Below are 21,753 nucleotides of genomic sequence, written 5' to 3'. Positions count from 1 at the left end.
TGTTCATCGCTCGCGCATGCTCTCTTGCCTATACTTCATGATGGGCGACAGCAAATAGCTGATCAGCCGTCGCGAGCCCGTCTTGATCTCTGCCGTGACAGCCATCCCTGGCGAGAGGCTAACGACTCGATCGTCGATCTGAATACGGGGATTCGAAACGGCAATGCGCGCCACGTAGGTCATTTCCTGACCCTTGGGTTCGCTCGTCGTGGTGGTGGATCCGGGCGCCTGTCGGTCCGTCGGTTTTTCTCCCGGAACTTCACGCGTGACTGCGTCGGATGAGATGCTAAGTACCTTTCCATGCAGGAGGCCGTATCTCGTGAAGTCGAAGGTATCGACCTTGATTTCGACATCGTCACCAGTGTGAACAAAGCCGATGTCACGATTGTTGATAGCCGCCTCGATCTCCAACTTGCTGTCGTAGGGGACAATGACCATCAGCGCCTGTGCGGGGGTAACAACCCCGCCAATCGTGTGAACGGCCAGCTGCTGCACCGTGCCGGATACTGGTGCAGTCAACGACTGAAGCTTGGCCCGCTGCTCCGCCTTTGAAAGGTCGGCCGTGAATCCAGAGGCCTTCCTTTCGGCTTCAGCAAGGTCTGCGAGCAAAGTACGACGGAATTCGGCCCTTGTCTGCGATCGCGTTTCGAGAATGGTCGCAATCGCCGCTTGCATTTCTATGGCGTGGCTCTTCTGGACCAAGCGTTCTTGCTGGCTTTCGGTGAGCTGCTGCAACACTTCATAATATTGTAGCTTGGATCCAAACTCGTTGAGGGTTTTGCGAATGTTCACGCGCTCCTCAATGGTGGGAATGACCGCATCGAGCTTGCTGACCGTGGCGGAAATCGTGGCCAGGGCCGCTTCCTTTTGCGCCTTTTGGCCGTCAAGCGACGCGATCTTGGCGCGGTGCTCGGAGACCTGTGCGATCAGGAATTGACGCTGCATTGCCACCAGATCCGGATTGACCTTGTCTGGGGGTTGAAAGGCACTCAGCGGGTCGTCCGTATCCGCCAGCGCCGCTCTCAAGCGAGCAATATCGAGCTGCACTGAACGGAGGTCACCCAGAAGATGACTGATCTCGCCGTCGTTGATGGTGGGGTCCAGCTCAATCAGGGGCTGGCCGGACTCGACAAACTGCCCCTCGGAAACGCGAATGGCGCGCACAACGCCCGTTTCGAACGGTTGAATGACCTTGCTGCGGCCGGTTGGAATGACCTTTCCAGTGGCAGTCGCAACGATATCAACGCGGCCGAAACTTGCCCATATCAGGCTGGCCACGAACAGCCCGAGAAGCGTGGCTCCGATGGCGCGCCCTAACGGCGAGGGAGGAGTCTCAACGATCTCCAGGGCAGCCGGCAAAAACTCGAGCTCTTCGGTCGAGCGCGGCTTAGACAGCGCAGGGAATTGTACGATTCTCGCAGTCGACTTCATTGTCCGGCTAATCCGATGATTTAACTGGGTAATCTACGCACGACCAGCGTGGTTGTGAATCACCCTGGTGCAACCGGAGCGAATTCTCGAATTATATCAGCTCCCACTCTGTTATTTCAGCCGATTGAGGATATTTTTTGAATAAATCTGTGCCGAATCAGCGCCTGATTATCGCTATAACTTTACCAACAAGGACTATCATTAAGTGGCAGGTGGCGGCCGGGGGTGTCGCCGATAGGGCAGATAATGAACGCAGATATGGACGTGCCCGGGCAAAATGACCCGGGTCTCATCGCACTCGCCATGATGCTGCGTTTTCACGGCATCAGCGCAGACCCGGCGCAAATACGCCACTATTGCGGCATGGCGGATATCGGCACTGCGGAAATGGTCCGGTGTGCGAGAGAGTTTGGGCTCAAGGCCCGTGAGCTCAAAACAGACTGGGGGCGGCTCCTCAATACACCCTTGCCTGCCATCGCTGCGCTCAAGGACGGCGGATTCATTCTTCTCGGAAAGGTGGGTGATGACAAGGTCGTCGCTCAGTCGACAAGGACGCCTCGCCCGGAATTACTGACCAGGGCGGATCTGGAAGCGATCTGGGACGGGCGTCTTGTTTTGATGACCAAGCGCGCCAGCTTGACGGAGCTCACGCGCCGTTTCGATTTGACCTGGTTTCTCGGCGCCATCCATAAATACCGAGCTCAATTGGTTGAGGTGCTGGTCGGATCCTTTTTCCTGCAGCTTCTGGGCCTGGCATCACCGCTGTTCTTTCAGGCCGTCATTGACAAGGTGCTGGTGCAGCGAAGCCTCAGCACACTGGACGTGCTCGCAATCGGCCTTATCGGAATAGGTCTCTTCGAGACCATTCTCGGTATTTTGCGTACTTATCTTTTTTCCCACGCGACCAACCGTATCGATGTCGAGCTCGGCGCGCGGCTGTTTCAACATCTGCTTGCGCTTCCAACAGCGTATTTTCAGGCTAGGCGTGTCGGCGATTCTGTCGCTCGCGTTCGTGAGCTTGAGAACATTCGGAACTTCCTGACCAGTTCTGCACTGACGCTGGTTATTGATCTCCTGTTTACGTTCGTCTTTCTTGGCGTCATGCTTTTCTACTCCCCGCTATTGACCGGCATCGTCTTGCTCGGATTCCCGTTCTATATCGGCATCTCCGCCGGGGCGACGCCGCCATTTCGCCGATTGCTAGACGAAAAATTTAAACGCGGCGCGGAAAATCAGGCTTTCTTGGTGGAATGCGTCAACGGCGTCGATACTTTGAAGGCAATGGCTATCGAGCCACAGATGCAGAGGCGCTGGGAAGAGCAGTTGGCTGGATATGTCGCTGCAAGCTTCAGGGTTCTCAGGCTAGGCAACTATGCAAGCAATAGCGTTCAGTTCGTCAACAAGCTCGTAACCGCCGGTATCCTGTATTTCGGGGCACGCCTCGTTATTTCCGGTGACCTGACAGTGGGTGAACTCGTCGCATTCAACATCCTGGCGGGGCGGGTAAGCCAGCCGGTGTTGCGTCTCGTGCAGATTTGGCAGGATTTTCATCAAGCGCAGATCTCGGTGGACCGCCTTGGCGACATTCTCAACACGCCTCCCGAACCCCGGTTTAATCCTGCCCGCGCCGCGTTGCCCTCCATTAGAGGCGACGTTACTTTCGATCGCGTTGTTTTTCGATACCGTCCCGATGGCCCCGAAGTACTTCATGCCGTCAGCTTTGGCGTTTCTGCCGGCCAGGTGATCGGAATAATCGGACCTTCCGGTTCAGGGAAGAGCACAGTCGCGAAATTGATCCAGAGGCTGTTCATTCCTGAGAGCGGCCGGATACTTATCGATGGCGTCGATATATCCATGGTTGATACGTCCTGGCTGCGTCGACAGGTGGGGTCCGTGTTGCAAGAAAGCGTTCTCTTCAACCAATCTATTCGCGACAACATCGCTCTATCAGATCCGAGCATGCCGATTGAACGGGTCGTCGAGGCAGCAAAACTCGCAGGTGCTCACGAGTTCATCCTGGAGCTTCAAGAAGGCTATGACACGGTTGTCGGGGAGCGCGGCACAAGTCTGTCAGGCGGACAGCGCCAACGGATCGCGATAGCCCGCGCACTTGTGACGAACCCGCGCATTCTTATTTTCGACGAAGCGACAAGTGCGCTCGATTATGAAAGCGAGCGCATCATCCAGGACAACATGCGGCGCATCGCACAGGGTAGGACGGTATTCGTTATCGCTCATCGTCTTTCAACAGTTCGGCGTGCAAATCGAATATTAACCATTGATCGCGGACGATTGGTCGAGGATGGTACGCATGACGAATTGATCAAGCGCGGAGGCCGCTATGCAGCCCTTCATCGCTTGCAGTCTGATATTCAGGAGGTCCGCTAAAAGCGCCTGCTAAGGGCTGGGGTGCTTGGTGGCCGCCCGAGTTCCCGACCTTGCGGGATTGCTTGAAATACGGCAAGAGAGATCGTCCAATCTGCATGCTGCGGGCGATTCCGAGATCGAGACTACTTGATGACCCACAAACTAGACTTCGATAACATGTCCGTCGATGAATTGTGGCGGTTGCACGAACAAATTGGTCGTATCCTGTCGGCGCGTCTGACGACGGAGAAGCGGGAGTTAGAGAAGCGTCTTTCGCAACTCCACCGCGAGGGCGAGGAGCGGGACACCGAGCTGCAGAATTCGCCAGGTGCCGTGCGTCGCCGTCGTAAGTATCCGGAAGTCTTGCCGAAATATCGTAATCCCAACAGCCCGACGGAGACTTGGTCCGGGCGCGGAAAGCAACCGCGATGGTTGGTTGCAGCTTTGAAGACAGGTCGACGCATTGAGGAGTTCGCAATCGCCCAAGCTGCCGCAGGCAAGCGGGGATCCCGCGGTCGACGTCAAAAAGGGCACGCCTCCCGAACCTGAGATTTTTGGTTGCGTGATCGATACCATGCAACCAGTAGCCACGTGAACAGGCTCCCGCTTTGCGATTGTCCATGAGGTTGCTCGATTAGCTTTCGCCAGCGACGTTAAATCTCGGCGCGAAGCAACTCCAGATAGCAGACGCGGCCGCAAAGATTCCTCCAGTCCTGCAGCCGCTCCAGCGGAATGCCTTCGATCTCACCATCGTCAACGAACGATGTGGAGTAGAGTCGATCGACATATGAACTGCCGAGGTCATTCCGAAGAAACTCTTCGACCTGGGTGGTCCACCCATGGACGTGCAATCGCGACGATTCGGCGTCCCTTGCTGGATCGCGTAGTCGCGCCAGCATAAGCCGTCCTTCGTCAATGAACTGGCCGAGTAGTGCACGCATACGCGCGTGCTCCGATGCGACCGTCAGGGCTTTCTGACGGTGGATGTATCTAACCACGGGGGCTGAGCCAAAACTTAGCAGGCTTCGCGTAGTCTCCAACGGAAAGTGGGCAACGGTCACCACCAACGTCGCAGTCAAGATCCCGACGACGTTGAAGAGAACGTCCATGCGCCTTCCTAAAATGTGCTTCGTCCCTCCGGCCGCGTCGAGCCCCATGGAGCAGGCAGGTGGCCCACCTGTAGAGGAAAGCCAGAACCTAGGTGACCTGCCCGGGAAAGCCAATCAGCCGAATTGATATTTCTCCGAGCGCTTTAAATGTTTATATTTGTTTAATTGTGTCCCACATCATATAATTGCGGCGGTTTTCTGATCCCTAATTGGCTGCATACGTAAGATTCTCGATAACTCGATAAATCTGTCCTCCATATCCGTCACGACGTTGCTAGCCCGATTTTTAATAATTATTCCAATGTCTTGTTCCTTTGAGCAGGTCGATTTCTGAGCGGATATTCGAGTGAACTTGATGCAGTCTTTTTTGGCGGCCTTTCTCGGTCGTCTGGATGGTCGAAATCGGTCCAAATATTCCGACAGAAGGTTGGAGATGGCGGAGATTGATCCGGTTGACTGGAACGTCGAGGAATTCAGACGCTTGCTGGACGGCCCATTTAAACCGACGAGTGAGCCAGCACGTGTTGATGAGCTATCGGATCTAGCCTGGGACGATCATCAACTGATCCCGGTCACGACCGAAGATAGTCTCGCTCCGGAAGAAGCCGGCGATGGAATTTTGATTCCTGCGCCAGCGGGCGGCGAGTCGGCCAATTATGGTCCCTTCATTCTTGCCCAACCGCCAGTTGAGCCGTCCTTGGAGGCGGTGGCCAGGCCGGCATTACAAGATACAGATGACGATCCGCAGCCGCTCAGTGCGACGACCATCAGCGTCCTCAAGATTGAAATAGCTTCGGTGTTCAGAACCGCCCCGGCGCCGCTGAGCGTTGATTCAATGCAGGATTATAGCGATCGCCCCTCAGCCACGTACACTCGTGCCGACTTGGATACAGCGGTGCACTCCACGGCCGAACTGTTTGAGGGAGGTTTGCCCAGAGAAGTCGAGAAGCATGGGGATGATGATGAGCTTGGTCGGTTCTTTGACGAGTTCTCCGCATCGAGCGACGCCTCTGTTTCGCCGATGCTCGAGATCACGGAAGGGCATCCTCAGCAAGAGAGTGCGGTAAGCGGCCCGTCACCCCTAGCGACGCTAGCTAGCGGAGCGCCGACGCCTATCGAAGGGCCACAACTTCAAAAAAATGAGATAGCCAGAAAGCCGGGTCTCAAAGTTGATGCCGCGACGCTAGATCGACAATCCGAAGCGAGCCCACCAGCAAAGGAAGTCGGGCAAACGTCGTCCCTCACCGATGCCGGGCTGTACGTCGAAGAAGCATCGACCATCGAAAAGGGCCGGATATCGGAAGATTATTTGCGCCAGTTGGACACGGCAGACCCAGACCGACCGGATGGCGGGGCACAGACCATGCTGGACCCTCCGATCGAAATCCCAGAACGCAGCCAAGGAAGTGACAACACTTGGATAGAACCTGCGTCGACCGCAGATCTAAACGTTTCGATCTCGTCTGCCGCGGATGATGCTGCTGGGTTCGAAGCTCTGGATATTCAGCATTTAACTCAGAGTGACGTTTCTTCTTGTGATCGGCCTTTGATTGGATCGGATGCTGCAGATGAAAAATTGACGCTGCTCCCGGCGGCGCTAGACCCACATGCATGCGACGCGACTGCGCTGGTAGCTTTCGAAGGGAATATTCAAGAGCATCAGCCGGCGGTGGTGGGCAGTCAAGAAGTCCCTCGAGAACCAATAATCTCACCCGGGGCGACCTCCAATCAATCAAATGGAGAGAGGATCGACGCCGCCGAACATGCTAGCGCCGATCGCGAGCCGGGGCCTGTAAAAGTCCCTGTAGTTCGCCCGACGTCCCCTTTGCACAAAGCCATCTTTGAACCTGATATCTGGACAGCTCGTGTTGATCGGGACCGGGCGATTGAATTGCGTTGGGCATTGAGAGATATCAGAGCAAATCGCTTGAGATGGCTACCGATCGACCCATTAACGCTTCAGACGCTTGTCGACTTGAATTTCGTCGAGATAGCGGATGGAAAGCCGGTGTTGACGAGTGCAGGCTCCGAAGCGATTGCGTCGACCTGACGGTGTATCCCTGTTGTTGCGGCATCCGCGCTGCTGCAGCCGTGATCGCATAGTGACGCCTCGACAAGGACTCGGTTCACCGCTGCCTCGGCAGAGCGGCATCGCACCGGGCGATTTGAGACGAGCAGAATTGTGCCGCCTGCGACTAACTTAGAGGAGTGTGGAATTTATCCTCCACACCGGTTCCAGGCCCCTGTGCCGCAGCAGGGTGCAAACGCTGCACTAGCCTGAAGGGCGGCTTGAAGCGAGGATCACAAAGCTTGGCGGGTTCCACGATCCCAGAGCGAAATTTGTGCTCAGTTGGGTCGGAGCTTGAGACGCCATCTGGTATCGACCTGAATTCCACGCTTGATACGAGTCTTCAGCCTGGAGACGGGCTCTTCGACGAAAGTCCAGGAAAGCATCGCAAATGCAAATGTTAGCGGCAAGCCCACCAGCAGAATGACTAGGCCGCTCCGATAGTCGGAAGGTAGGAGATGCACCATCGTCTGCTGGATCGGGAAGCCAAACAAATAGATACCGTATGAACAGTCCCTGTCTCGCAGAATACCCGGAAGACGTATTTTGCGTGTGCCAATGTAGATGACGATATATGTCAACGCCAGAAGGTGAAGGATAATAAGGGGCGAATACATCGTGGCGCCGGCCGCGATAAGCACCGCTAGCAGGGCACGGGGGCCAGACATGGCGAGACCGTCGTTCCAGTGGAACGCGCAGCTGCCAATGACGAATGCCAGGATGAGTATTTTCCAGTCGGCCACGCCGACAAAGTTATAGAGTTGCCCGCCTCGGATCACATACACCGCGCTCGAGACAATAGTCAGGAATGCAATCAGAGTGCTTATCTTCCTGCTGAAAATAAACTTCATCGCGATCATGGTCGAAATAAAGAGATAGCAGAAAAATTCCGGCTTAAGCGTCCATAGATTGAGATTCACCGCGCCAGGTACGGGATTGTGCAGAAACAATCCTGGAAGAAAAAACTGAACGTTGCCGACCATGTTCAGGAAGTATTTCGCAAACAATGGATCAGAAAAGTACTCGCGAAATGTCTTTTCCGTGAGCCATGGTCCGAGGACCAATGCGCTGAGCGCAATTTCAATAGCTAGCGCAGGCATTATCCTCAGCACGCGGAACAGGAGAAAGGTCGATACGCTCTTCGTGCGAATGGCACTTCCGGCGACCAAATAGCCGCTGACAATAAAGAACATCGGTAGAGCGGGCTTGACGAGAAGGCTGTGAAGCGGGTTGGCAACAAATGCTTCCGCAACGTCGGCTCCATCGCAAATGAACATCGCGTGTACCGTGAAGACCCACACCGACAACAGGAATCGAAGCGCGTCAAAGCCTGGGCCCGTCCCTCCGTTGATTTCCAGAATGTCCGCGGCCGTCGAAACGCGCCGCCGGCTCACCGATTGATTTAGTGCCGGAAACATCTTGCTCACAATAGAACAACAAAAGCGAAGGCCTGGTGCGGCCCATACATCAATGAAACAATAGACCGGTGCAACCGGAATGTCGGCCTAGGAACTCCGATTTTTTGACGGGGCGGTCTTGGTCCAAAGTAGTGGCGGCGCTTTAAGGACACGGGAGACGGTTTGCATTCGGTCCCGCTTCCGATGCTTATTGGCGACAGTTGCATATGTTCCGTTGAACCGGCACCCTTCGTACGACGACCAATTGTCAGGGCTCCCACGAGCAGCGTAAGAGTATGTCCCAAGTCGCACAGGAATACGGACGCCGCAGACGCGCATCCGCCGTGAAGATTGCTTGGATCGTTCTGTGTTCGATATCCATGGCTGGCTGGATGAGCACGCTGGTCTGGAGCGCGGTGCGTTTGATGCAGTGGTTGCTCGTCGGCGGATGAGAAAACGTTCGCGCGCACAGATCGGACGTGGCGCGGAAATCCGAATGATGCGATCTTTTCGGGTGTGGACGGCAGGTATCGGCAATTGCTGGCCGGTGCTGGATCAAATCGCACGTCGGAACACTTTTCACCTTGAGGTTCACGAAAGAGTTATTTAATATATTATATCTGGTAATATGGGCGAGCTAATTTATCCTGATTTGATGTTTGATTAATTGTAGCGCATGTCTGGGGCGGAATTGATCCGGCTAGCGGTCCGTGCGCGCTGACTTCCTGTTTTGAAGACGAAAAGATCATTGAGCAGTTGGAATTCATGTCTGGGGATCTGGCTCGTCGATATTCTGAAGTGAAACATTTGCGAAAATTGGTGGCTGATCTCGAGCTTCGGCTTTTGCAGCGCAGGCGCGGCCATGAAGATAAGGGCGAAGTCCAGGTTGTGTCGCGCGAGCCCGATGCCCCGACCGGGGCGACAAATGAGTAGCGTGGCGGCAAAACGACCGAGCTCCGAATCTGGTTTGCTGCCGTAAGGTTTCCAGGTGCTCCCTTTGCTTCTTACCAAAGGCAAGTCCGAAATCGGCTGCTTCGCGCATGCAACATTACCGCGAAGATGGGCTTCATTGACCAGCCAAATCAACAAACGGAACTATCCGGTAGTACGATTGGTCCCTGCGGTATTTGCATAATGAAATAGAACCCGCCTGCAGTCGTTGCAGACGGCTGCAGGTGCGTCATCAAAGGGCGCTGGGCCACGCGCTGTGGAAGTCTCACTGAGCTTCATCGCGAGCAGGGCGTATCTCCTCCCAGGCTTTTGGGGGCAATGCTCGCGCGTTGCAGGTAGAACGAAACGATGTTGATGGCGTTGATGCGATGTGACGGCCCGTCCCGCACCTTTTGTTGCCACCCTCGTTGCGGTTCAGCCGAAAATGCTGATGTCAATGACGTCGAGACGGACGCTGATGTCAATGACGTCGAGACGGACTACGAAATTGCTTTAGGGATGCTGGATCTCTGGCGAATAACACGTCGAGACAGTTGGTGCCGGTTGAAGAGACTTGAACTCCCGACCTCCGCCATACGATGGCGGCGCTCTAACCCTGAGCTAAACCGGCGATCTGATTAAAACATACTACTGAAATTCATTGGACGTGAACAGGGGTGTCGGGAAAAAAGGTTAATTGCTGTCGCCGAAATTTAAATATCAACGATTGAAGATCGGCCCGGTCGATGCATGCTGCGACAAGTTCCCCAACGGCGCTCTGCTCCGTCGGAACATGTCAATCGGCTGCGTGACTACGTCAGCTGGCCTGATGGCGAATTCGCAGAACAGCCGGTTGCATGCGACAATGTGATCCGCCGTTTGCGCCACAACGCCGCAGCTCCTGGCACGCCCGATGATTTATTATCTCGGCGCGTAAACATTAATTGTCTCCAGCGTCACGATTTAAATCATGCGATCAGCCGTATTGGCGGCCTGTATTATTCCTGCCCTTTTGGCGTTCGATCTGTCCGCGGATTTGGCGGATCTGCTGGCTTGTTTCGAAACTGATCTCGCAAGATCGCAAGCCCAGGCAATCCTCGCCGCGCTGAATGGTCAGGCCCTAGCCTCGGTCGGGATACCCGCACGGCAGTTGAGGCCTTTCGCTCAGCCGGAGCCTCGCCAAAAAGTGCGAGTTCTGCACTATATGGGCACCAATTTCGGAATGACCGGCGTCGAGACCTTCATCCTGCAACTCACTGCCGCTCAAAGGCGTCGCGGCCTTGTTCCGACGATCTTAATGGACCTGCACAATCGGCAGGAAGTCCGGGAGATTGCAGGGGGGCGCGGCATAGCCGTGCATGACCTGCCCAATCGAAATTCCATTGCACAGCTCCTGCCAGGGAAACTCGGCACGGCGGTGCTACGCGTTCAACGAATCGCGGCAATCTATCGATTGCTCAAGAAGAATGACGTCTTGCACATCCAGGCTGTTGGCATCTCCTGCCTCGACGGCTTTATTGCAGCGGCCATGGCGGGCGCCCATGTTATCGTCACGCACCACGGCACGCTGAGCTGGTTCGCGCCGCAACGTGATCTGCTCGCCGAAATCACCTTCTGGATAGAGAAGCGTATCTCGTCAACGATCGTCATGCCCTACAAGGCTGCCCTTGCTGAACTGATGTCGGAAGGTGTGTCTTCTGACCGGTCCAGGGTCATTCCATTCTGCGTGGACGAGGAGTTATTCACACAGTCTAGTCCTCTCGCGAACGGCGGCGCATTCACGCTAGTCATGGTCGCGCGCATGGTCTTCGGCAAGGGCCATCTGGAATTATTGGGTGCGCTCTCCAAGCTCTCCGCGCGCTATCCCGAACTTCGGGCCCTGTTCATCGGAGACGGACCGATGCGCGGGCAGATCGAAAGGGAAATCGACCGGCTGGATTTACGGCGTATCGTCGAATCCAAGGGTAAGGTCGATCACCGAGAGGTCCCCGAACTAATGCGGAGCGCCCAGGTGATCGTCCTCCCGACTTACGAGCCCGGCGAAATGTATCCCGTTTGTCTTCTCGAAGGTATGGCGCTCGGCCTCCCAGCGATTGGCACAAGATGGTCCGGTATTCCGGATATCATCGATGACGGTGTGACAGGCGTCATCGTTGAACCAAAAGACGAGGCGAACCTCATACACGCCATAGAACGATTCGTTGCCGAGCCGAGCTTTCTCGCGCAATCCCGTGAGGGCGCCCTGGCTCGAATACGGTCTCGTTTCACCGCAACAATCGTTGCCGACAGCTATGCGGAATTGTATCGCGAGGCGATGTCGAGCCGTACGCGGCATCTCACCTCGCATCACATACGGATTCGGCCGCCCCGGCGTCTGGCGTGACAAGGACCGGCATTGCGCCAGTTCCCACACGGGCTGCAGGGACCGGAGCCGCCGGAAAGGTGGAGTTCGCTCCGTTGGAAGGCGGTCGCTGCGGCCTCAGCACGCTCTTGTCGGCTTCGGGCCGCAGCATTTTCGGAAGGAACGATGGTTGACCGAGCGGCTCAGAGTGAGCCCGCAATTGGGCCGTGCTGCTGGTTTGCGACGGGCTGAGCCAAGTGCGGGAGCTCTGAACCCTTCCATGCTCCTTGACTGACCGCCGAGGTATTCGCTTCAGCGAACGGCGAAGACGGAAAGGCCGACGCAATGTGCTGCGCGAACAGCGCCAGGCGATGATCCAGCGAGGACCCCATCATGGGCGATGTATCACCTGCGGATGTATCCTGCACTTTGGCGGCCTGGCCGGCCGTATCGGTGGACGCAACGGTTGTGCGGATGGCACCGCTGAAGGCAGCAAAGTGGTGCTGCCAGTGATGAGGCGCGCTGTCGGGGCTTCCGCCGCTCCCGGTCGACGGAGTCGGTGAGTTTGTCGCCGTGGCGGTCGTGTTGACCTGCAGCACGCCTGCGGGATTGGAGATCGCTGCCGCAAGATTGGCGATATTGCCTGCGCCGTCTTTCACCGTTGCAGTGCCGGAATTGACCGCAGTCACGGCAAGATCTGCTGTGTTCTGACCGGCTGCGACCGTGTATTTGAAGGTCAACGTGTCGCTGCCCGAACCCGACGCATAAGTCGCCGTACCACCATCGTTGAGCTTGAGCGTGGGCGTGCCGCCCGTGACGGTGACTGCTTCGCTCAATTTGAGCGTTAGGTTGACAACCTTGCCAACTCCGACGACTCCCGAGCCCGCCGCTATTCCTGAACCGGACGCCGCAACAGACGTCACGATTGGTCTCGTCGTATCGATCCTCAGCGTGCCGGCGGGGTTTGAGACTGCACCCGTAAGACTGGCAATTCCGCCGGCGCTACCCTTCACGGTTGCCGTGCCCAAATTGACTCCCGTCACGGTCAGGTCAGAGGTGTTTTGACCGGCTGCGGTTTTGTAGGTGAACGACAATACGTTGGTGCCGGAGCCGCCGGTGTAGGTTGCAATACCGCCATCGTTGAGCTTCAGCGTCGGCGTGCCGCCCGTGACCGTCACAGCCTCGCTCAATTTGACGGCCAAAGTAACCGTTTTTCCGGCTCCAAGATTGCCAGTCCCGGACAGAATTCCGGCGCCGGACGCCGTGACCGACGTGACCGCTGGCGTGCTGGTGGGCGCCTTGATGGTGGCGTTGAAGGAAGACGAAGTCACGCTGTTGTTGCCGGCCGCGTCCGAGGCCGTTGCCGTAAGCTGATGCGTCCCCGTCGACAAAGCTGCTGTGGTGAGAGTCCACGCCCCACTTCCGTTCGCAGTGGCTGATCCCAACAGGGTCTTTCCATCATAGACGTTCACCTTGCTGTTTGCCTCTGCATTGCCTGTCAGTGTCAAAACCGAACTCTGGCCAGCCTTGGGAGATGATGAAACGATCGCTGGAGCTGCCGGGGCGACGGTATCGACAGTGACGGCAAGCGTTTTGGACAACGCGCTGGTGCCGCTCGAGGAGGTAGCGGATGCCGAGAAGCTGTGCTTGCCGTTTGCGAGCGTGCTGGTTGTGTAAGTCCAGTTTCCGCTGCTGTTTGCTGTTGCAGACCCGAGCAAAGTTGTTCCGTCGTAAATTTTGACGGAGTTGCCTGCGGAGGCAGTCCCGCTCAGCACTAGGGTATTGTCGTTCGTGATCCCGTCACCGACGATATTGCTGTCGTTCGAGAACGAACTGATCGTAGGTGCCGTCGGAGGCGTCGGCGTCTGACCGGTACCCGCTCCGCCGAATGGCGGGGTCGGGAAGTTGGGATCGGTCGAGGTGACGATATTGCTATAGTCGGCGGCCATCGTGTAGTTGGCAGCCGTCGGCTCTCCCCGATAGATGCCGAGCTTCAGGTTGTAGTTTGCTCCGGGGTCTCCCAACACCCCGTGGTAATTGACGATCTGGACGCCATCACGCCACATCTCGAGATAGCCGGTCGAGTCCGAGGCAAAGCGCGCCTGAATCTGAATGCTGTAGGCATGGCCTCGCTGAATGGAATTAGGGTCGATGTAGACTTGCTTTTCGGTCGCCTCGTTCAGATTGACAACGACGGCCATCTGCTCGCCCTTGAGCTGAATGGAGAATGTCGCTCCATTTGCCCCGTACATCTGGGTGAGCGAAAGCCAGGACAGGCCGGAATTCACGTTCGACGTGCCGGGCTCGATTGTCATCTGGTAGGTCGCATTGAAAACGTCGCCGTTGGCCACCGAATTGGCAGCCAGGATCTCCGAGCGAGAGCTGTTGCCTCCATCAGCCCAGTAGTCGCCGGCGCGCAACTCCATCCGAACCGTGTGAGAATCCGGTGTCGTCAGGCTCCACGATTGACCGGCATTTTCGCTGTACCAACCCTGGCCGTCTATGACGGATGGATTGCTCCAATTGTCCGTACCGGACACGAATTTGGTCACGCTCGGAACGACTTTGATCGACATGGCAGCTGATGCCGCGCTGGTGCCCGATGCATCGGTCGCCGTAGCCGCCAGGCTGTGAGTGCTGTCGGCGAGCTTGGGAGTCGTAAATGCCCATGAACCTGAACTGTTGGTGGTAACCGTTCCCAACCGTGTCGTACCGTCGTATATCGTTACGGTCGAATTTGCCGCAGCCTTGCCCCACAACGTAACGACATTGGAGTCAGTAACGCCGTCGCCGCGCGTACCGCTATCCGCAGAGAATTGTTCAATGGTCGGAGCCTGAATTGCCATGGACGGTTCTCTTTCTGAGAATAAGGCAGGGGACACGTTACGAAAGGTAGTCAAGAAGTCACCCAACATTCGCGCGCGCGGCAAACGTGGAGGTGTCTCTGCGATAATCAGGTTGCGAGACGACTATTTGCTTCAATAGAGGTGGTGATGTGATTAATTTGCGCCTGCCGTGTGCAACTGGAACCATGCCGACGCGACTTACTCTAGGCCCGGCTTATAGCTATCCGTTGTGAAGGCTGCGCCCGCGCCGGGTCTCGTTGGATGCATCCCGGGGCGCCTCGGAGAACCGAGTTTGTCATAAATCAGAGCCGATTGGGTCCCGGCCCAGGCTCGAGCCCGGACCGCCTTTAGCCCACGCCGTAGCCAAAGACGGTCGCTGAGTCATCGAGATCACCTTCAGGGTACCACTTCGTCATGAAGGCTCGCCATTCGTTCATCGAGGCGTCACTCTCCCACTCCATGTCTTTTGTATCCTACAGGTCTGCGGTGGATAGGATGCCTTGGCTGGCCTCGTAGCCGGCAGGTTTGATGACGCCGCCTATGGATCCGGAGACATTCGTCAGAGACTGCATCGGATGCCGACCCAACTCCGCGACCATCTCTATCGCCTGCGCGGCAAACTTTGGTATTGCGATGTTGAAGAAGATATCAGGGTTTGCACCCTTGATTTGCACGACCTGAGAATCGACTCTGGGCGAGTTGGTCTCATACGCTGCCTCGACTACGATAAGCTTGCTAGCTTGGTCACTTGTGGCCTGCGAGGTGCTATTCAAGGATGAATTATTTCGGCGGTAGATAACCATACAAAGTTAGGTTAACCCGTAAATTGAATTGAATCCGCCGGTCGCACTGCGCTACGAGATGTATCGCCGGACGGGCGCGGATCTTTCCCCAAAAGAGCCGCCCACCCACTCAACTGAAATCGCCCGGCACGGGTCGCCAGTTCATCGCCCCGAGTTGGCGGCCCGCCCCACATTTCGAGCATCAAACTTTTCGACGGGACTTTTGACTTACGATGGACCGCGAGCATTCGGCTTGGTCACCAAGCGATGACGCTCGTTTTCGCGATTTGGTCGAAGACGGCGTCTCACCAGAGAAGATCGCAACGGCGCTGAAAAAGACCCACGAACAGCTTCGTCGGCGTGGTTACGACCTCGGACTGCCCCTGACATGGCGACGCATCTAGGCTCGCGCATCGGCTCGATCGGCAACAATCAGGTTGCGAGCGGCAAGCTCCAACTCAATTTCGGCAATCCGCTCGAAGATAGAGCCGCATTCTTCGGACTCCTTGGTGAGTGACCGGATACCGCACGAGGCAAACTCCTCTTTGGGCACCTGAGCCACCATCAATTGGATAGCCGTTCAAATCATATTCTAAACGCGGCGATCCAACAGCAACCTTGGGACGAGAGCAAGGAGCATCGCTTTGCATGCGCCCGAGGGGGGACACCTGAGGATTATGCCTTTGCCCGGCGCCAAGGATTCGCTCGAGCGCACAAGCAGCGCCATCGGCGGGCCCCGTCGGACTCTGGTGGCCAAATCTTACTGAATCCGCTTACCGCCGGTCGCCAAAATCTGGGTTGCGAACTTGCGCGAACTCCCAGGTCGGCGGGTTTTTCTTGTCGACGAGCTAGCCTCCAATTATGTTTCAGCGGATCATTTTGAATGGAGATTTCTGACGTGGCTCTCGGGACAGTTAAATGGTTTAACGTAACCAAGGGGTATGGGTTCATCCAGCCACAGGACGGCGGCCCTGATGTGTTCGTGCACATCTCGGCGGTTGAGAAAGCGGGCTTTACCGGGCTCGCTGAAGGCGCAAAGGTGAGCTATGAGCTCGTCAACGGGCGAAGTGGCAAGGTGTCAGCTGAGAATTTACGTATCGGCTAATGTGGCGAAGGCCCGATGCCACGGATGGCGAAAACGCGGCCACGGCGTTCAAACATCTTGTGGCACTTCGCTGATCTCTGCCTAGGTTCTGTACCTGGTGCATCAGGCTCGTGCTGGTTACGAGCGTGAACAAGGTGCCGCTGACATCATCAGCACGCCTACACGCAGGCGGACCCTCGCGCTACTGTCGGCACAAGCGACCGGTGCCTGCCGGTCTAAAATCTGGATCAACTCCCGCCGGCTCAAAGGTCGGCGGGTTTTTGTTTGGCGGAAGGGGATGAGCTTTTTGAGCTAGCTCTTCGATGAGCATGAGCAGTGCGCGGCGCGTCCCGCGGCTCTTGATCTCCGTAAACGCATTGACCAAGCATAGAACTTCGCGATCAATTTCAAAGACAGTCATTTGCGACTCCAGCATCACAAGACCACCGCAGAGGAGTGCCGCGGTCCATACGTCATAATACCCGGGTAAAAGATCGAACTGAAATATGCAGCCAGTCCCGATAATCACTTTTTAGAATTAAATCCGATCTGTTTCAAAACGAATATTTTCGCTGTCAGCCACAACTATTTCACGTGCTTAACGTACACGCTGAAATGAGGGAAGGGCGCCGAAGGTTGGCTGCTGGCTGGCCTTTCGTACCTCGAAACAAGGGCATGTATGTCCCCACTCGGAAGACAAAGCTGCCGCAGCCAGCGTTCCCATCAGCTTTCCGCCCGCGAGCGACACTGTTCCGGCCCGAGCGTATCCCCCGGGTGACGCTTAGGCCGATTCCTAGCTTGGTCCAGCCTGATTGCGGTGCCTTCGGATCTCTTCGCTTATCGACGGTAACGGCTGCGGCCCGGTTTTAACCGGGCAGGTCGACTTCGTACTGGATCGCCAGTTCGAGCAGTTGCTGCTTAGTGGATGGTCAGCTCTGTTCGCCAAAGCGCGGGCCAAGATCGCTCTGTCTTTGTTGAAATGATCCTTCATGGCAGGCTTTGAGCGGGGAAGCGTCGCACGGATCAGCGGCGTTAGGATTTCTGTTTCGATCCGTCGCCTGATTGGCTTGAGATCGCACGCAGCTTTCCACCCGGCATAGGCAACCTGGGCGAGATCACGTCCAAGCCGACCATGCACCGAGGTCAGAAATTCAGCCCTCATCTTGCAATCGCGCTTGCTGGAGACTTGCGATCTTTCGCCTCGATACCCACCCGCGCAATGCCGATGACGACAAGCGTCAAAGGACAGATGTAGGTGAGAGCGGTAAATATGCTTCGCATGATGCAGAGGCGTTTGTCGGAAGCAGAAGCCGACGCGCCGAGTATGATGGCGCGCCGACTTCGCCTTGGTAAACCCGGACGAGGGCAATGTCCGATGTGTCAACCTAACACTTTCAACGACGGCAGCAATCGAACTCGCGAATTAAGCTTGATGCCGCGCCCCCGAATTAATTCTGGAACCGGATAGCATCGGCGTTGGACGTCTCATCTTTCGGAGGCGCGAGGGCATCATTTAATCCTGACAAGAAGAAATATCGAAATCTGGGACGACCCTCTTCACCTCCGTGCGATCAAGGCGACGTGAAGCGAGAACATCGCCACACCTCCCTCGAAACTGTGCTCGTCGGCTCTCCCCTTCGCCGTGGAACGTCCTTTACCGCTTCGCGATTATCGGCGGTAGGAAGGAAATGCAGTGCCACCATCTGACGCTAACAGGTTCGCGAGGAAAGCGGATGAGTACCGACGTTTGGCGGCACAAGCTGAAAGCGAAATCGACAAGAGGGCTTGGCTACGTCTGGCTGCCGAGTGGGACAAGCTCGCCGACAATGCGGCTCAGGGGCGAGGCATTTTCGAACGATACAAGTGAAATCTGTTAGTCGACGGACCAGAGGCCGATGATGAAAAGGGCGCTTCCGACGACAGTCAGATGCTCGCTGGCCCCCAAATTATCCATGCGCCGGCTGGCGCCATTCCCAACCCGATGATGCACTAAAATATTGGCAGCAGATTCATGCGGAGAATGGTCGCAGGTAATGGGCCGATTTACGAGACGGCTTTGGTGGGGTCGCTCTACTCGCATCAGGGGCGACGCTGGTCCCAGTTAAGCGCCTGAGCAACTGAACGCTCCTCGCCGCGGCGGCCGAAAGAAGGGCCGCCTCCTGGGCGGCCCGTTTGAAGTTGACGATAGGAGGTCAAAAGATTGTTTCGAGCAAATCCAGCCCCGGGAATTAAAAACTTAATTATTCAAACTTGGTGCCCGGTAGCCTCGTTTAAAGCAGCTCATTGTTTCGTCGTAAACTTAAATCGTCGTTCCAATTGAGGAACTTGCATCGATAACTGGTTCTTTTACGCGCATTTTAGTTGTTCGGATTTACCGTGGGTGAAGGTCCAGGCGGGCTCCCATTTCTCTTCGCTCAAGGTTCAGGATAATGACTATTTTTGATAGTGAGTTTACCGACCTGCAGCTCGAAATTGCGCGGCAGCGTTTGCACATTGAGGACCGAGAGGCGTTGGTCGAGGTCCTCACACAAGACGGTCATGATGTGAGCGACCAGGAAACGATCCTCAAAGAGCAGCGTTCTGAACTCGCCGTGACGATCGCCCGAATGGTCGCCTTGATCCGCTAAGTTTCAGCTGGGGCCGCCGCTGCTCGCGGTCATGCGGTCGATGACCTAGTCGACATGGCCTTGAACGCCGCGGGCTGGTCGTCGATATCGGCGAGCACCCAGTCATGGCGTTGGCCTGTGGCAGCCAACTCGGTCTCGGGCTTTTCGGCGCGCGTGAGTTGGCCGGCGAAGCTTGCCAGTTCGATCGGCCGCTTGATGGTTCGGGTCGTGTCGATGGCCTCCTAAGATTGCGTTGCGCTCGATCGCGATCAATAGCCGGCGCAGGCGCAGCACCGATGCGCAACGACGACAAGCGCAGTGAGATGCTCCATGGGTCGCCTTAACCCTACGCGGTGAGGTTAATACGCGCCTTGCGTTGTGGCTGCTCGAACATCGCTGTAACCTTGGCTGAAATAATACAATATCAAGACGAGGATACGCGTGAAGAAGACAAAGCGGACTTTGACGCCAGAGCAGACCATCACGGTTGTTGCGGAGATCGAGCAGCGGCTCGCAGAACTGGACGCGATGGAGCGACGCCTTGCACGGCCCGTGCACAAGTTGACCGACGACGAGCCGCCCTTCAACGCCGGCTGCACGCGGCACCGCTGCTACTAAGCTGTGACGTCTGCGCCGCCCGCAGCCACAGAAAACAGTCTCAGGCCTAGATGTCTTTGAACCTGCAGAAAGTGTGATCACGCTAATAAATGAAGATGGCAGTGCGTGATAAGGTGCAGCCCAGACTTCGGGAGGATAAGCTGACCGTCCAAGATCCCAGCATCAAGGCGCCGCGCTGGTATCGACGCATTGTCACGCTTTGCTATCTCGTTGCCATCGCCCTAGCGACCTTGGGCTGGTCGGCCGCGATCCTATGGGGGGCCTTCGCAATTGCAAAGTGGCTGATTGCTCTAAGTGATTAGAGTAGCACCTGATAGCACTTTATTGCAGCGCAAAAAATCATAACCCAAAGCGCAACGGTTATCTGCAAGGTCGTGGCCATCGTCCCACCCGTGCTGCGTAGCTCTCAATGGCTCTACGCGATTCAACGCAAAATTCCCAGTATTAGTTCCCTCGCCCGGAACCTTACGGGCACTCCGGTTCATTTTATCTTAATCGTGAGTGGTCCATGTGCGATCGCGGGCCGTGGCGACGTCGTTTTGCGACAGTTTGCTTCGCCCTCGGAGCCGCCCGGGAACGGTCCTAAAAAAGGAACGTTCTGAATTCGCCGTGACGCCCGAACGGTCGCCTTGATCCGCTGAGTTTCCGCTGGCTATCTTCTTCGAGGCGGGCATCTTTGCGTGACCCGGCCGGTTCTAGCCCACGGTAGCGAACCACATCTGCGGTATTCCGCACCGCAGCATTGAACCTCTTCAACTCCATATAGACCAATCTGTACCGGGGTTTTGCATCATCCCCCTCGGGGCTGGTAAGCCGCCGCTCGCGGTCATTTAAGCGAGCGGCGTTTTTATTCTCCCGAAAACGAAAAAGCCCCGATCCGGGGCTGGCGGGACTGGGGCTCTCTCGCAGTCGCACGACTTATGCGGGCGACTCCAACACCACCCATCTGGGGAGAAGATCGTGTCCTAATTCGGAGTGCAGGGTGTCCTAATTGGGACAGGCGTCCGCGAGAGAAAGCTTGGACGGAAATGCCCGGTGCGACTTGCATTGCCTTATCTCGGAATTGCTCTCTCCGCGTCGCTGGCCGGCTGGATGGCGCTGTTCTTTCTCCACTGATGTGTCAGTCGTCGCCTCCTTGCCCTAAGCGGCAGCGAGCGCTGAAGGTTGAACCGCTTTCGTGCAGATCCAGCCATCCTCTCTCGATCGCGGATGCGAGGGCGGCGCCGTAGAGCGGCGGCGAAAGACTGGTGCTAATGTTGGTTCAAGCGACCGGTGCCCGCCAGTCTACAATCTAGATCAACTCCCGCCGGCTCAAAAGCCGGTGGGTTTTCGTTTGGGACAAGGGGACTGCCATTCTGCGCCAGCTCTTCGACGAGCATCAGAAGTGCACGGCGCGTCCCGCGACTCCTGATCTCCACAAACGCATTGATCAGACTAAGAACTTCGAGATCATTTTCAAGAAAGATCATCTGCGACTCCGGTATGACGGGACCGCAGCAGGGGACTGCTGCGGTCTCATTGTCGAAATATCCGGGTGAAAAATATCCAAGTGAAATATGCAGCCAGCCCCGGCGGGCCAAAGCTACCGGGGCTTCGTTAAAGCGCAAATTAAATTTGCCGCAACGCAGACAAGAACCGACTAATTGATTAAGATAGGGCAAGCTCCATTGAGGCAAGGCCCGCCGCGGGCTTGCTGCTGGCGGGCCTTCGCCTTGAACAAGGCCGCATATGTCCCCCACGGCCCGTCCCAAAGCCGAAGATTATTTGAGTTGAGCGCATGGTCGCGTTGCCAGGCTGTCGTCCTACACTTGCTTCGAGCGACTAGCCTCCGTCTCTCGCTATCCGCAACTCCTGTAGCCCGCTAGGTCGGCGGGTTTTCTTTTGGATAGCGAGGTCAGGGTGACCCAATCGCCAACCGTCCCATCAGCAACAATGGGGGCGTCGCTTACGATGGCACTTGCGAGCGCGGTCCGCCAGCTCTCGCCGAACTCGATCTCGCCGCCGAGCGGACGCACGCCCTTGAGGCGACCCGCATCGTCGCGCACTTCGGCCGCGAGCAGACGCCCGTCCCGCCAGTGCAGGCCGATCGCGACGACTCTGACGTGCGGATGAGGGCGCCATGTGGTCATGGAGCACCGATAATCCGTGTCGCCATTGCGCGCAACGATGAACGC

General features: G+C 56.5%; 17 protein-coding genes, 1 tRNA gene and 1 pseudogene. 9 read left to right on the top strand and 10 right to left on the bottom strand.

Going from position 1 to position 21,753, the window contains the following annotated elements; all coding sequences use genetic code 11:
- Positions 1 to 3: 3 nt before the first annotated feature.
- Complete coding sequence (locus WHZ77_RS29595) at positions 4 to 1,431, bottom strand: HlyD family type I secretion periplasmic adaptor subunit (RefSeq protein WP_375311177.1); 1,428 nt, start codon at positions 1,429 to 1,431, stop codon at positions 4 to 6.
- Positions 1,432 to 1,677: 246 nt separating this feature from the next.
- Here WHZ77_RS29595 and WHZ77_RS29590 point away from each other — a divergent pair, with 246 nt between their 5' ends.
- Together WHZ77_RS29590 and WHZ77_RS29585 are read left to right on the top strand one after the other, a co-directional pair.
- The gene (locus WHZ77_RS29590; protein ID WP_375311176.1) at positions 1,678 to 3,819 is read left to right on the top strand and encodes a type I secretion system permease/ATPase; all 2,142 of its coding nucleotides are present in this window, start codon (positions 1,678 to 1,680) and stop codon (positions 3,817 to 3,819) included.
- 129 nt (positions 3,820 to 3,948) lie between these two features.
- Complete coding sequence (locus WHZ77_RS29585; protein ID WP_375311175.1) at positions 3,949 to 4,347, top strand: H-NS family nucleoid-associated regulatory protein; 399 nt, start codon at positions 3,949 to 3,951, stop codon at positions 4,345 to 4,347.
- 104 nt (positions 4,348 to 4,451) lie between these two features.
- On the opposite strand, the gene WHZ77_RS29580 is transcribed toward WHZ77_RS29585, so the two are convergent.
- Positions 4,452 to 4,907, bottom strand: a complete 456-nt coding sequence (locus tag WHZ77_RS29580) for a hypothetical protein (protein WP_375311174.1) — start codon at positions 4,905 to 4,907, stop codon at positions 4,452 to 4,454.
- 346 nt (positions 4,908 to 5,253) lie between these two features.
- Between WHZ77_RS29580 and WHZ77_RS29575 the strand changes: the two genes are divergently transcribed.
- Positions 5,254 to 6,957, top strand: a complete 1,704-nt coding sequence (locus WHZ77_RS29575) for a hypothetical protein (protein WP_375311173.1) — start codon at positions 5,254 to 5,256, stop codon at positions 6,955 to 6,957.
- A 296-nt stretch (positions 6,958 to 7,253) separates the two neighbouring features.
- Here the strand turns inward: WHZ77_RS29575 and WHZ77_RS29570 are convergent, their stop codons facing one another.
- The gene (locus WHZ77_RS29570) at positions 7,254 to 8,393 is read right to left on the bottom strand and encodes an acyltransferase family protein (protein ID WP_375311172.1); all 1,140 of its coding nucleotides are present in this window, start codon (positions 8,391 to 8,393) and stop codon (positions 7,254 to 7,256) included.
- 346 nt (positions 8,394 to 8,739) lie between these two features.
- Here WHZ77_RS29570 and WHZ77_RS29565 point away from each other — a divergent pair, with 346 nt between their 5' ends.
- A complete protein-coding gene (locus tag WHZ77_RS29565; RefSeq protein ID WP_375311171.1) occupies positions 8,740 to 8,982 on the top strand; it encodes a hypothetical protein in 243 nt (80 codons plus the stop codon).
- A gap of 53 nt (positions 8,983 to 9,035) precedes the next feature.
- On the opposite strand, the gene WHZ77_RS29560 is transcribed toward WHZ77_RS29565, so the two are convergent.
- Together WHZ77_RS29560 and WHZ77_RS29555 are read right to left on the bottom strand one after the other, a co-directional pair.
- Positions 9,036 to 9,461 (bottom strand): hypothetical protein, encoded by a 426-nt coding sequence (locus WHZ77_RS29560; protein WP_375311170.1) that lies wholly within the window; start codon positions 9,459 to 9,461, stop codon positions 9,036 to 9,038.
- A gap of 396 nt (positions 9,462 to 9,857) precedes the next feature.
- Positions 9,858 to 9,933: transfer RNA gene (locus WHZ77_RS29555), tRNA-Thr, on the bottom strand.
- Positions 9,934 to 10,272: 339 nt separating this feature from the next.
- Between WHZ77_RS29555 and WHZ77_RS29550 the strand changes: the two genes are divergently transcribed.
- Positions 10,273 to 11,685 carry a glycosyltransferase family 4 protein gene (locus WHZ77_RS29550; protein WP_375311169.1) on the top strand — a complete coding sequence of 471 codons (1,413 nt, stop codon included), beginning with the start codon at positions 10,273 to 10,275 and terminating at the stop codon, positions 11,683 to 11,685.
- A gap of 161 nt (positions 11,686 to 11,846) precedes the next feature.
- Here WHZ77_RS29550 and WHZ77_RS29545 read toward each other — a convergent pair whose 3' ends face one another.
- Positions 11,847 to 14,489 (bottom strand): Ig-like domain-containing protein, encoded by a 2,643-nt coding sequence (locus WHZ77_RS29545; protein ID WP_375311168.1) that lies wholly within the window; start codon positions 14,487 to 14,489, stop codon positions 11,847 to 11,849.
- A 473-nt stretch (positions 14,490 to 14,962) separates the two neighbouring features.
- A complete protein-coding gene (locus WHZ77_RS29540; protein ID WP_375311167.1) occupies positions 14,963 to 15,292 on the bottom strand; it encodes a hypothetical protein in 330 nt (109 codons plus the stop codon).
- 367 nt (positions 15,293 to 15,659) lie between these two features.
- On the opposite strand from WHZ77_RS29540, the gene WHZ77_RS29535 reads away from it, so the two are divergent.
- Both WHZ77_RS29535 and WHZ77_RS29530 read left to right on the top strand, forming a co-directional pair.
- A complete protein-coding gene (locus WHZ77_RS29535; RefSeq protein WP_375311166.1) occupies positions 15,660 to 15,788 on the top strand; it encodes a hypothetical protein in 129 nt (42 codons plus the stop codon).
- 381 nt (positions 15,789 to 16,169) lie between these two features.
- On the top strand, positions 16,170 to 16,376 hold the full coding sequence (locus WHZ77_RS29530) for a cold-shock protein (RefSeq protein WP_375314843.1): 207 nt from the start codon (positions 16,170 to 16,172) through the stop codon (positions 16,374 to 16,376).
- 181 nt (positions 16,377 to 16,557) lie between these two features.
- On the opposite strand, the gene WHZ77_RS29525 is transcribed toward WHZ77_RS29530, so the two are convergent.
- The gene (locus WHZ77_RS29525) at positions 16,558 to 16,776 is read right to left on the bottom strand and encodes a hypothetical protein (RefSeq protein WP_375311165.1); all 219 of its coding nucleotides are present in this window, start codon (positions 16,774 to 16,776) and stop codon (positions 16,558 to 16,560) included.
- Between the two features lie 2,008 nt (positions 16,777 to 18,784).
- Between WHZ77_RS29525 and WHZ77_RS29520 the strand changes: the two genes are divergently transcribed.
- Together WHZ77_RS29520 and WHZ77_RS29515 are read left to right on the top strand one after the other, a co-directional pair.
- The gene (locus WHZ77_RS29520; RefSeq protein ID WP_375311164.1) at positions 18,785 to 18,982 is read left to right on the top strand and encodes a hypothetical protein; all 198 of its coding nucleotides are present in this window, start codon (positions 18,785 to 18,787) and stop codon (positions 18,980 to 18,982) included.
- Between the two features lie 420 nt (positions 18,983 to 19,402).
- Positions 19,403 to 19,579, top strand: a complete 177-nt coding sequence (locus WHZ77_RS29515) for a hypothetical protein (RefSeq protein WP_375311163.1) — start codon at positions 19,403 to 19,405, stop codon at positions 19,577 to 19,579.
- Positions 19,580 to 20,829: 1,250 nt separating this feature from the next.
- Here the strand turns inward: WHZ77_RS29515 and WHZ77_RS29510 are convergent.
- Both WHZ77_RS29510 and WHZ77_RS29505 read right to left on the bottom strand, forming a co-directional pair.
- Complete coding sequence (locus WHZ77_RS29510) at positions 20,830 to 21,048, bottom strand: hypothetical protein (protein WP_375311162.1); 219 nt, start codon at positions 21,046 to 21,048, stop codon at positions 20,830 to 20,832.
- Between the two features lie 492 nt (positions 21,049 to 21,540).
- Positions 21,541 to 21,708: pseudogene (locus WHZ77_RS29505) on the bottom strand (DNA mismatch repair protein MutT); the annotation flags it as partial.
- Between the last annotated feature and the right edge of the window lie 45 nt (positions 21,709 to 21,753).

It is taken from the genome of Bradyrhizobium sp. A5, from assembly GCF_042076515.1.
Taxonomy (GTDB): domain Bacteria; phylum Pseudomonadota; class Alphaproteobacteria; order Rhizobiales; family Xanthobacteraceae; genus Bradyrhizobium; species Bradyrhizobium cosmicum.
The sequence above is the reverse complement of the archived record's forward strand: the minus strand, read 5'-3'. Positions and strand labels throughout refer to the sequence as shown.

Excerpts from the sequence above, each read along its gene's own strand:
- WHZ77_RS29525 (WP_375311165.1), bottom strand. The coding sequence starts at position 16,776 with ATGACTGTCTTTGAAATTGATCGCGAAGTTCTATGCTTGGTCAATGCG.
- WHZ77_RS29545 (WP_375311168.1), bottom strand. The coding sequence starts at position 14,489 with ATGGCAATTCAGGCTCCGACCATTGAACAATTCTCTGCGGATAGCGGT.
- WHZ77_RS29520 (WP_375311164.1), top strand. The coding sequence starts at position 18,785 with ATGACTATTTTTGATAGTGAGTTTACCGACCTGCAGCTCGAAATTGCG.
- WHZ77_RS29540 (WP_375311167.1), bottom strand. The coding sequence starts at position 15,292 with ATGGTTATCTACCGCCGAAATAATTCATCCTTGAATAGCACCTCGCAG.
- WHZ77_RS29585 (WP_375311175.1), top strand. The coding sequence starts at position 3,949 with ATGACCCACAAACTAGACTTCGATAACATGTCCGTCGATGAATTGTGG.
- WHZ77_RS29580 (WP_375311174.1), bottom strand. The coding sequence starts at position 4,907 with ATGGACGTTCTCTTCAACGTCGTCGGGATCTTGACTGCGACGTTGGTG.
- WHZ77_RS29595 (WP_375311177.1), bottom strand. The coding sequence starts at position 1,431 with ATGAAGTCGACTGCGAGAATCGTACAATTCCCTGCGCTGTCTAAGCCG.
- WHZ77_RS29535 (WP_375311166.1), top strand. The coding sequence starts at position 15,660 with ATGGCGACGCATCTAGGCTCGCGCATCGGCTCGATCGGCAACAATCAG.
- WHZ77_RS29570 (WP_375311172.1), bottom strand. The coding sequence starts at position 8,393 with ATGTTTCCGGCACTAAATCAATCGGTGAGCCGGCGGCGCGTTTCGACG.
- WHZ77_RS29550 (WP_375311169.1), top strand. The coding sequence starts at position 10,273 with ATGCGATCAGCCGTATTGGCGGCCTGTATTATTCCTGCCCTTTTGGCG.
- WHZ77_RS29590 (WP_375311176.1), top strand. The coding sequence starts at position 1,678 with ATGAACGCAGATATGGACGTGCCCGGGCAAAATGACCCGGGTCTCATC.
- WHZ77_RS29510 (WP_375311162.1), bottom strand. The coding sequence starts at position 21,048 with ATGATCTTTCTTGAAAATGATCTCGAAGTTCTTAGTCTGATCAATGCG.